We start from the raw sequence: 9,312 nt of genomic DNA on the forward strand, positions 1-9,312 counted from the left end.
CTCATCACCGGCGCCGGCGGCGCGTCGAACCTCGACGTGCTGGCCGACGCCCTGCGCGAGGCGGGCACCGAGCTGACGACCGTCGCGATGCGCCGCGTCGACCCCACCGCGCGCGGCTCGCTGCTCGACGTGCTGCGCGACCTCGGCATCGGCGTCCTGCCGAACACCGCCGGGTGCCGCACCGCCGCCGAGGCGCTGCTCACCGCCCGGCTGGCCCGGGAGGCGCTGGGCACGGACTGGGTGAAGCTGGAGGTCGTGGCCGACGACGTCACGCTGCTGCCGGACCCCGTCGAGCTCCTCACCGCCGCCGAGCTCCTCGTGGACGACGGGTTCACGGTGCTGCCCTACACCAGCGACGACCCGGTGCTCGCCCGGCGGCTGGAGCAGGCCGGCTGCGCCGCGGTGATGCCGCTGGGCGCCCCGATCGGCACCGGCCTGGGCGTCCTCAACCCCCACAACATCGAGCTCATCGCCTCCCGCGCAGGGGTTCCCGTCGTGCTCGACGCGGGGCTGGGCACCGCCTCCGACGCCGCGCTGGCGATGGAGCTGGGGTGCGACGCGGTGCTGCTGGCCTCGGCGGTGACCCGGGCGCGCGACCCGCGGGCCATGGCCCGGGCGATGCGGCTGGCGGGGGAGGCCGGCCGCGCGGCGCGGCTGGCCGGGCGCATCCCGCGCCGCTCCCACGCCCACAGCGCCTCCCCGCTGGAGGGGCGCGCGGCGCTGCGCACGTCCCCGGGCGGCGGCTCGTGACCGGCGCCGCTGCGGGCACCGCGACGGGCACCGCGCAGGTCCCCGGGCCGCTCGTGGCGCCGGGGCCGGACCTGACCGCCGAGGAGGTGCAGCGCTACTCCCGCCACCTGCTGCTGCCGCAGATCGGCCGCGGCGGGCAGCGCCGGCTCAAGGCCGCGCGGGTCCTCGTCGTCGGGGCCGGCGGGCTGGGTTCCCCGGTGCTGCTCTACCTCGCGGCCGCGGGCGTCGGCACGATCGGGGTGGTGGACGACGACACCGTGGAGGTGTCGAACCTGCAGCGCCAGGTCGTGCACGGCAGCGCCGACGTGGGCCGGGCGAAGGTGGACAGCGCCCGCGAGGCGGTGCGCGGGGTGAACCCGCTCGTCGACGTCGTCGTGCACCCCGGACGGCTCGGTCCGCACGACGCCTCCGCGGTGCTGGCCGGTTACGACCTCGTCGTCGACGGCAGCGACAACTTCCCCACCCGCTACCTCGTGGACGACGCGTGCGCGGCGCTGGGGATCCCCTGCGTGTGGGGGGCGGTGCTGCGCTTCGGCGGGCAGGTCAGCGTCTCCTGGGCCGCGCGGGGCCCGCGCTACCGGGACCTGTTCCCCCGCCCCCCGGCGCCGGGGGACGCGCCCTCCTGCGAGGAGGCGGGCGTGCTGGGCGCCGTCTGCGGTGCGGTGGGGTCGGTGATGGCCGCCGAGGCCGTCAAGCTCGTCACCGGCGCGGGGACGCCGCTGCTGGGGCGCCTGCTCGTCCTGGACGCCCTGGCGATGACGTGGCGCAGCCTGGCGGTGGCCGCGGACCCCGCGCGCGCCGCAGCGCCGGAGCCCGCAGCGCCGGAGCCCGCCGCCTGCGCGGTGGAGGCGGTCGGCGAGGTGCCCGAGGTCGGGGCCGCCGAGCTGGCGCGGCTGCTGGCCGAGCGGGCGGCGGGGCGGCGCGAGCTCCTCCTCCTCGACGTCCGCTCCCCCGCCGAGCGCGAGATCGTCGCGATCCCCGGTGCGGTCGGGATCCCGTTGCAGCGCCTGCTGTCCGGGGAGGCGCTGGCCGAGGTGCCCGAGGACGTCGACGTGGTGCTGCACTGCAAGAGCGGTGCCCGGTCGGCGCAGGCGCTCGCGGCGCTGCGGGCGGCCGGCCGCCGGCGGGGGCGGCACCTGCGCGGCGGCGTGCTGGCGTGGGTCGACGAGGTGGACCCCTCGCTGCCCCGCTACTGACCCCGCCCCGGTGCCGGTCGCGCTGCCGGTCGCGGGGCCGGTCGCGGTGCCGGCGCCGCGCGCGCCGGGGGCACCGGCGGGCAGTAGGGTGCCCCGAGTCCACACCGCCACCGCCCCACCACGGGCCGGTCCGCATCCCGGGGAGGCCGCTCTTGTCCGGTACGACCGCCGTCGACACCCTGCCCGCGACGCAGCACCTCGTGATGAGCGTGCTCGCGGCGCGGCACGCCTCGGGGCAGGCGACGTGGGAGTTCCGCAGCAAGGAGGCCAAGCCGCTGCGGGAGCTGGCGGCGCTGGGGCTGCTGGAGCTGCTGCCGGCCACCGCCGCCAGGACGCTGCCCGTGCGGCTGACGCCCGCCGGTGCCGCCGCGGTCGCCGCCGCCGCACCCGACGACGACACCGCGGCCGCTGCACCCGCCGACGACACCGCCACCGTCGGACCCGCCGCCCAGGACGCGCCGGTGGCGCCGCAGGAGACGGGCCCCGCGTCGGCCGACGACGTCGAGCGGGTGCGCGCCCTGGTGGGCGGGTACGTCGGCGCCATCGACGCCGGCTCCGACCCCGCCGGGGTGGAGGTCCGCCGCACCGTCGCGGTCCACGAGCGCGAGGGCCACCTGGAGCTGGACGTGGAGGTGCTGCACGTCGTGGACGGCACCGCGCACGTCAGCATCGAGTGGAGCGTCGGCCTGCTGCAGGAGCTGACGGACCTGCTGCAGCAGCACGGCTTCGCCCTGCTCCCGCACACCGCGGCCCGCATCTCCCGCCAGGGCTGAGACCCGGCGGCCCCACGGGTCGCCGGCCGGTCCGCCGGCTGCGCTAACCGCCGGTGGTGCCGCCGAGCCCAGAGGCCCGCCACGCGGCGACGACGAGGTCCGCGCAGGCCTGCAGGGGCAGCACGGTCGAGTCCAGCTGCAGGTGGTAGAGGCCCGCGTCGTCCACGCCACAGCCGTAGAGCCGGCGCACGTACGCCTCCCGCGCCCCGTCGACGGCGTCGATGCGCCGGTGCGCGGTGGCCTCGTCGACGCCCTCCAGGCGGGCCGCCTGCACCACGCGCGCCGCGGGCGGGCCGTGCAGGCGCACCCGCAGCACGTCCGGCCGGGCCTGCAGGGCGCACGCCCCCGCGCGCCCGAGGACGACGGCGCCACCGCGCAGCGCGGCGCACATCTCCTCCTCCATCGCGACGCGCACCTGGGCGTCGCCGTCCTCGCCGGGCAGCGCGGGCGCGCCCATCGCGGAGAGGCTGGCGAGGAACCGGGTGAGCCGCGAGGGTTGCGAGCGCCCGCCGCCGGCCTGCACCTCCTCGACGGGCAGGTGGAGGCGCTCGGCGACGGTGGAGGTGACGGCCCGGTCGAGGAACGCCCAGCCGAGGCGCTCGGCGACCAGGGGCGCCACCACGCCGCCCCCGGCGCCGTACCCCGCGGAGATCGTGATGCCCGGCACGCCTCCGATGGTCCTCCGGCCGGCCCGGCGCGTCACGCCGAGCGCCGGCACGACGTGCCGGCCCCCCGGCCCGCGCCGACCGCGACGTCAGCGCGTGTGCAGAAGGGGTGTTCAAAGCTGACTACCGTGGGGCCATGTCGTCGACGCGCTTGCTCGTCCTCGGGGTCGTCCGCATCGCCCAGCCCGTGCACGGCTACGACGTGCGGCGCGAGCTGCTGTCCTGGCGGCTGGAGGAGTGGGCCAACGTCAAGCCCGGCTCCGTCTACTCGGCGCTGAAGACGATGCACCGCGAGGGCCTGCTCGCCCTGCACGGGGAGGGCGGCGGGGGCGGGCGGCCCGAGCGGACCCGGTACGTGCTCACCGGTGAGGGCGAGAAGGAGTTCCAGGTCCTGCTGCGGGCGCACTGGTGGCACGCGACGAGCCCCACCGTCCCGTTCCTGGGGGCGTTGTGCCTCATGCCCTTCATGGCGCGGGAGGAGCTGGTGGCCGCCCTGACCGCCCGGATCAGCCAGCTCGGGGCCAAGCTCGACGAGCTGCGCTTCGTGCGGGAGACCGTCCGCGACGGCGCGACCGGCGCCGACGGCGACATCCCCGAGCACGCCCGGGAGGTGTTCGAGTTCGCGGCCGCGCACACCCGCGGGGAGCTCGACTGGACCCGCGCGCTGCTCAGGCGGGTGCAGGCCGGCGCCTACGTGCTCGCCGGTGAGCCCGGCGCCGCCGACCTCGGTCCCGGCCGCGGGGTGCTGGGTCCCGTCGAGGGCCTTGACGTGTAGTCAAACTTGACTAACGTGGTGGTCCGGAAGGGAGACCACCGTGATCACAGCACGCGCACTCACCCGATCCTTCAGGACCAAGACCGGCACCGTCGACGCCGTGCGGGGCATCGACCTCGACGTGGCCGCCGGCCAGATCGTGGGTCTGCTCGGGCCCAACGGCGCCGGCAAGACCACCACCCTGCGGATGCTCACCACCCTGCTCGCCCCCACGTCGGGCGAGGCCACCGTCGCCGGCGCCGACCTGCGCACGCAGCCCCGCGAGGTGCGCCGCCGCATCGGCTACGTCGCCCAGATCGGCGCCACCCCCGCGCCCGGCACCCGCCTGGGCGAGGAGCTCGTCGTGCAGGCCCGGCTGCAGGGGATGTCGCGCGCCGCCGCCGAGGAGCGGCTGCGCACCCTGCTGCCGCGCCTGGACCTGGACGGGCTCGCCGCCCGGGCCCTCGCGGAGCTGTCCGGCGGGCAGCGGCGCCGCTTCGACGTCGCCCTGGGCCTCGTGCACGACCCGAAGCTGGTGTTCCTCGACGAACCCACCACCGGCCTGGACCCGCAGAGCCGGGCCAACCTGTGGGAGCACATCCGCTCCCTGCGCGACGTCTCCGGCGCGACCGTCCTGATGAGCACCCACTACCTCGACGAGGCCGACGCCCTCGCCGACCGCATCGTCGTCATGGACCACGGCGAGGTCGTCGCCGACGACACCCCCGACGCGCTCAAGGCCCAGGTCGCCGGCGACGTCGTCACCGTGCACGTCGACGGGGACCTCCACCGCGCCGAGCAGGTCGCCCGCCGGGCGCTGCCCCTGCGCGGCGCGAGCACCTCCGCGGACGCCCTGCACCTCACGGTCGAGCGGGGCGACCTCGCCGTCGCGCCCCTGTTGCGCGCCCTGGACGCCGAGGGGTTCGCGCTGCGCACGGTCTCGGTGGCCCGCCCCACCCTCGACGACGTGTTCCTCACCCTCACCGGCCGCTCGCTGCGCGAGGAGACCGCCCCGGCCGCCTGAGCCGGACCCACCACCCGCCCCGAGCCAGCCCCGCCCACCACCCGTGTCAGGAGGCACCACGTGGCCACCGAGACCTGGGTCGTGTTCACCCGCCAGATGCGCGGCCTGCTGCGCAACCCCGTGTGGGTGTTCTTCGGCCTGACCCAGCCGATCCTCTACCTCGCCCTGTTCGGCCCGCTGCTCACCAACGTCCGCGGTGGCGGGCTCGGCGGTGACGGCGCCTGGTCGGTGTTCGTGCCCGGGCTGCTGCTGCAGCTCGTCATCTTCGGCGCCGGCTTCGCCGGTTTCGGCATCATCCAGGAACTGCGCGAGGGCGTCATCGACCGCCAGCGCGTCACCCCCGCCAGCCGGTCGTCCCTCATCCTGGGGCGCTGCCTGTCCAACGTCGTGACGCTGGGCGTGCAGGCCGTCCTGCTCGTCCTCGCGGCCGTGCCGTTCGGGCTGCGCCCGGCCTGGGGCGGGGTCCTGCTCTCCCTGGCCCTCGTGTGCGTGCTGGCGGCCGGGATCTCCGCGGCCTCCTACGCGATGGGGCTGATCCTGCGCGACGAGGACTCCTTCGCCCCGTTCGTGCAGGGCGTCTCGCTGCCGCTGCTGCTGCTGTCGGGGGTCCTGCTGCCGATGACCCTGGCACCGGCCTGGCTGCGGCACGTCTCCGACGTCAACCCGCTCACCCACCTCGTCACCGGGATGCGCGCGCTGTTCCGCGGCGACGTCACCGACCCCGGCGTGCTGTGGGGCGCGGGGCTCACCGTCGCCCTCACCGCGCTGCTCGCCGCGTGGGGCACCCGCGCGTTCCAGCGCTCCAACACCTGAGCGCCCCAACACCTGAGCGCCCGGACACCCGAGCGGCCGGCCACCCGGGGACGTGCATCCCGCGGGCCGGACGGGGTAAGGGCGCAGCGAGCGCGGGCGACGAGGTCCCGCGCCCCCAGGGAGGAGAGACCGTGCCCAGCGTGCCCCAGCCCGCCAACGACAACACCATCAAGGTGCGCCAGCTCAGCCACTACCAGTTCAGCTGGGTCGCCGGCGAACCCGGCCAGAACGGCACCTACACCCTGCAGCTCGTCCTCGACGAGGGTGCGTGGGAAGAGGTGCTCACCATCTCCGCGGACGACGCCGACGCCCTGCAGGACCTGCTCGTCAACACCAAGGACGTCCACTACGACATCGAGCGCCGGACGCTGATGTTCGGGGTGACCCCCACCGGTTCCTGACCGGCGCACCGCCACCGCCGGTGGGCGGGTTCAGCCGGACCCGCCCACCAGCGCGCGCAGGTACGGGTTGGTGCGCCGCTCGACGCCGATCGTGGTGGCCGGCCCGTGCCCGGGCAGCACCTCCACGGCGTCGTCCAGGGGCAGCACCCTCTCGCGCAGGCTGCGCAGCATCGCCCCGTGGTCGCCGCCGGGCAGGTCGGTGCGCCCGATGGACCCGGCGAAGAGCACGTCCCCGGCCAGGCACAGGTCCGCCTCGCCGGGGCGCTCGACGAGGAAGAGCACCGAGCCCTCCGTGTGACCGGGGGCGTGGACCACCCGCACGGCCAGGCCGGCGACGTCGAGCGAAGCCCCGTCCTCCACCGTGACGACGTCGTCGGGCTCCTGCCAGCGCAGCGGGCCGAACTCCGCCGCGAGCGCCGCCGCCAGCGCCGGGCCGAGGCCGCCGACCGGGTCGACGAGGCGGTGGCGGTCGGCGCCGTGCACGGTCGCGGCGATGCCGTACCCGCCGCAGACGGGGGTGACCGCGTAGACGTGGTCGAGGTGGCCGTGGGTGAGCAGCACGGCGGCGGGGCGCAGCCGGTACCGCTGCAGCAGGTCCACCAGCGGCCCCTCGACACCCACCCCGGGGTCGACCACGACGCACTCCTCGCCGGCCGCGGGCGCCAGGACGTAGCAGTTGGTGCCGAACGCGGCGGCGGGGAACCCCAGGGCGAGCACCGGGGCACCCTAGCGACCTCCCCGGGCGGTCACCCGGTGTCGGCACGCAACGCCATCCGGCCTGTACCGAGCGCAGTGCGCTGAGCCGAACGGGGGGCCTGGCACCTAGACTCTGCCGCGTGAGCGAGCCATCCCAGGAGCCGGCGTCCACCACGGACGTGCAGGACACCCCCGCAGCGACCGGCACCCCGACCGCACCCGGACCGCAGCCGGTCGACGCCGCCACCGCGCAGGTGCCCGGCGCGCCCGCCGCCGAGACGGTGGCGGAGACGACCGAGGCCCCCGTCCCGGACCCGGTGTCGCCGGACGGCGGGGAGCCGACGACCGACGAGCCGGCCGCGGCGGAGACGCCCGCCGCGCAAGCACCGGAGGCACCCGCCGCGGAGGCACCCGCCGACGAGGCACCCGCCGACGAGGCACCCGCGGTCGCGGACGCGCCGCCCGTCGCCACCCCCGCCAGCGTGCCGCACCCGTCCCCGGAGACGGGCGCGGCGCACACGTCGTCCGCGGACGCCGCGACGTTCGGGCGGGTCGACGCCGACGGCACCGTGTGGGTCCGCCGCAAGGACGGCGAGCACGAGGTCGGCCAGTACCCCGGCGCCTCGCCCGAGGAGGCGCTGGCCTACTTCGTGCGCAAGTTCGAGGAGGTCGTCGCCCAGGTCGACCTGTTCGAGCAGCGGCTGCGCAGCACGGAGCTGTCGAGCAAGGACATCGTGTCCGGCGTCGCGGCGCTGCGGACCGCCGTGGCCGAGACCCGCGCCGTCGGTGACGTCGACGGCCTCGCCGCGCGCGTGGAGGCCCTGGCGACGATCGCCGAGGAGGCCCGCGCCGCGGCCGACCGCCTCCGCCACGAGAACCGCGAACGGCTGCGGGCGCTCCGGACGGCGATCGTCGAGGAGGCCGAGCAGATCGCCGCGCAGGACCCCGAGCGGGTGCAGTGGAAGGGCGCCGGCGAGCGGCTGCGGGAGCTGTTCGCGCAGTGGCAGGCCGCCCAGCGGGAGGGGCGCCTCGACAAGCGCAGCGAGGAGGAGCTCTGGAAGCGCTTCAGCCACGCCCGCAGCGCCTTCGACAAGGCGCGCCGCCACCACTTCGCCGCCCTCAACGAGCAGCGCGGCTCGGTCCGCGCCGAGAAGGAGAAGCTCGTCGCGGAGGCCGAGGAGCTGTCGACGTCGACGGACTGGCGGGGCACCTCCTCCGCCTACCGCCAGCTCATGGACCGCTGGAAGGCGGCCGGGCGGCTGGCGCGCAAGGACGACGACGCGCTGTGGGCGCGCTTCCGGGCCGCGCAGGACGCGTTCTTCGCGGCACGCACGGCGGCCAACGAGCAGGTCGACGAGGAGTTCCGCGGCAACCTCCAGGTCAAGGAACAGCTGCTCGTCGAGGCCGAGGCGCTGGTGCCGGTGCGCGACCTGGGCGCCGCCAAGGCCGCGCTGCGCGACATCCAGGAGCGCTGGGAGGCCGCGGGCAAGGTGCCGCGGGCCGACCTGGGCCGCGTCGAGGGCCGGCTGCGCGCGGTGGAGAACGCCGTGCGCGACGCCGAGCAGGAGCGCTGGAAGCGCAGCAACCCCGAGGCCCGCGCCCGCGCGCAGGGCGTCGTGGCGCAGCTGGAGGCCGGCATCCGCGACCTGCAGGCCGACGTGGAGGCGGCCAGGGCCCGCGGCGACGCCCGCCGGCTCAAGCGCGCGGAGGAGGCCCTGCGGGCCCGGCAGGAGTGGCTGGAGCAGGCGCGCGGCACGCTGCGCGACGTCACCGGCTGATCCCGCCTCGCACCCCGCGGCCCGGCCCGCTCGTCCACAGCGAGCGTGCCGGGCCGCGGTGTCCACAGCCGGGCCCCCGCCGCGCCCGCGGCCGGCGCCTGGTGCGGTGGGGTGGGTGGCGTGCGCACCCCCGTCCTCGACGTCGCCCCCGCCGACCCGCTCGACGCCCTCCTGCTCGCCCACCGCGCCCCCGACGTGACGCGGCCGTGGCGGCCCACCGCGCAGGAGGAACCGGAGTGCCGCCGCTGGCTGCAGCAGGGGCTGCTGCGGCAGGTGGTGGGACCGGTCGTGGTCGCCGCCGACGTCCGGCTGGACCGGGAGGGGCGGGCGCGGGCCCTGGCCCTGCTGCTGCCCGCCGGCGCGGTCGTCGTGGGGGCGGCCGCCACCTGGCTGCACGTCGGTGGTGAGCCGCCCGTGCCGGTGACGGCCGCCCTGGGCCGCACCGGTGGCCGGGCACGACCG

The 9,312-nt window shown here is 77.0% G+C and carries 10 protein-coding genes and 1 pseudogene; 9 read left to right on the forward strand and 2 right to left on the reverse strand.

Annotated features, from left to right (window positions below):
* The 3 genes from ABEB16_RS14615 to ABEB16_RS14625 all read left to right on the forward strand — a co-directional run.
* Positions 1 to 750, forward strand: a 750-nt coding sequence (locus tag ABEB16_RS14615) for a thiazole synthase (RefSeq protein ID WP_345712969.1), incomplete at its 5' end; no start/stop codon positions are given.
* Positions 747 to 1,946, forward strand: a complete 1,200-nt coding sequence (gene moeB / locus ABEB16_RS14620; protein WP_345712970.1) for a molybdopterin-synthase adenylyltransferase MoeB — start codon at positions 747 to 749, stop codon at positions 1,944 to 1,946. The genes ABEB16_RS14615 and moeB, both read left to right, overlap by 4 nt.
* 152 nt (positions 1,947 to 2,098) lie before the next feature.
* Positions 2,099 to 2,719, forward strand: coding sequence for a hypothetical protein (locus ABEB16_RS14625; protein ID WP_345712971.1), 621 nt, complete (start codon positions 2,099 to 2,101; stop codon positions 2,717 to 2,719).
* A 43-nt stretch (positions 2,720 to 2,762) separates the two neighbouring features.
* Here ABEB16_RS14625 and ABEB16_RS14630 read toward each other — a convergent pair whose 3' ends face one another.
* Positions 2,763 to 3,386, reverse strand: coding sequence for a cytidylate kinase-like family protein (locus ABEB16_RS14630; RefSeq protein WP_345712972.1), 624 nt, complete (start codon positions 3,384 to 3,386; stop codon positions 2,763 to 2,765).
* Positions 3,387 to 3,520: 134 nt separating this feature from the next.
* Between ABEB16_RS14630 and ABEB16_RS14635 the strand changes: the two genes are divergently transcribed.
* The 4 genes from ABEB16_RS14635 (at position 3,521) to ABEB16_RS14650 (ending at position 6,376) form a co-directional block, all read left to right on the forward strand.
* Positions 3,521 to 4,159 carry a PadR family transcriptional regulator gene (locus tag ABEB16_RS14635; protein WP_345712973.1) on the forward strand — a complete coding sequence of 213 codons (639 nt, stop codon included), beginning with the start codon at positions 3,521 to 3,523 and terminating at the stop codon, positions 4,157 to 4,159.
* Between the two features lie 40 nt (positions 4,160 to 4,199).
* A complete protein-coding gene (locus tag ABEB16_RS14640; RefSeq protein ID WP_345712974.1) occupies positions 4,200 to 5,162 on the forward strand; it encodes an ABC transporter ATP-binding protein in 963 nt (320 codons plus the stop codon).
* A gap of 60 nt (positions 5,163 to 5,222) precedes the next feature.
* Positions 5,223 to 5,975: an ABC transporter permease gene (locus ABEB16_RS14645; RefSeq protein ID WP_345712975.1), complete on the forward strand. Its 753-nt coding sequence runs from the start codon at positions 5,223 to 5,225 to the stop codon at positions 5,973 to 5,975.
* Positions 5,976 to 6,106: 131 nt separating this feature from the next.
* A complete protein-coding gene (locus tag ABEB16_RS14650; protein ID WP_345712976.1) occupies positions 6,107 to 6,376 on the forward strand; it encodes a hypothetical protein in 270 nt (89 codons plus the stop codon).
* Between the two features lie 30 nt (positions 6,377 to 6,406).
* Here the strand turns inward: ABEB16_RS14650 and ABEB16_RS14655 are convergent, their stop codons facing one another.
* Positions 6,407 to 7,093, reverse strand: coding sequence for an MBL fold metallo-hydrolase (locus ABEB16_RS14655; protein WP_345712977.1), 687 nt, complete (start codon positions 7,091 to 7,093; stop codon positions 6,407 to 6,409).
* 119 nt (positions 7,094 to 7,212) lie between these two features.
* On the opposite strand from ABEB16_RS14655, the gene ABEB16_RS14660 reads away from it, so the two are divergent.
* Both ABEB16_RS14660 and ABEB16_RS14665 read left to right on the forward strand, forming a co-directional pair.
* Positions 7,213 to 8,850 (forward strand): DUF349 domain-containing protein, encoded by a 1,638-nt coding sequence (locus tag ABEB16_RS14660; protein WP_345712978.1) that lies wholly within the window; start codon positions 7,213 to 7,215, stop codon positions 8,848 to 8,850.
* A gap of 120 nt (positions 8,851 to 8,970) precedes the next feature.
* Positions 8,971 to 9,312: pseudogene (locus ABEB16_RS14665) on the forward strand (hypothetical protein); the annotation flags it as partial.

The sequence above is a fragment of the Kineococcus glutinatus genome, from assembly GCF_039542765.1.
Lineage (GTDB): Bacteria > Actinomycetota > Actinomycetes > Actinomycetales > Kineococcaceae > Kineococcus_A > Kineococcus_A glutinatus.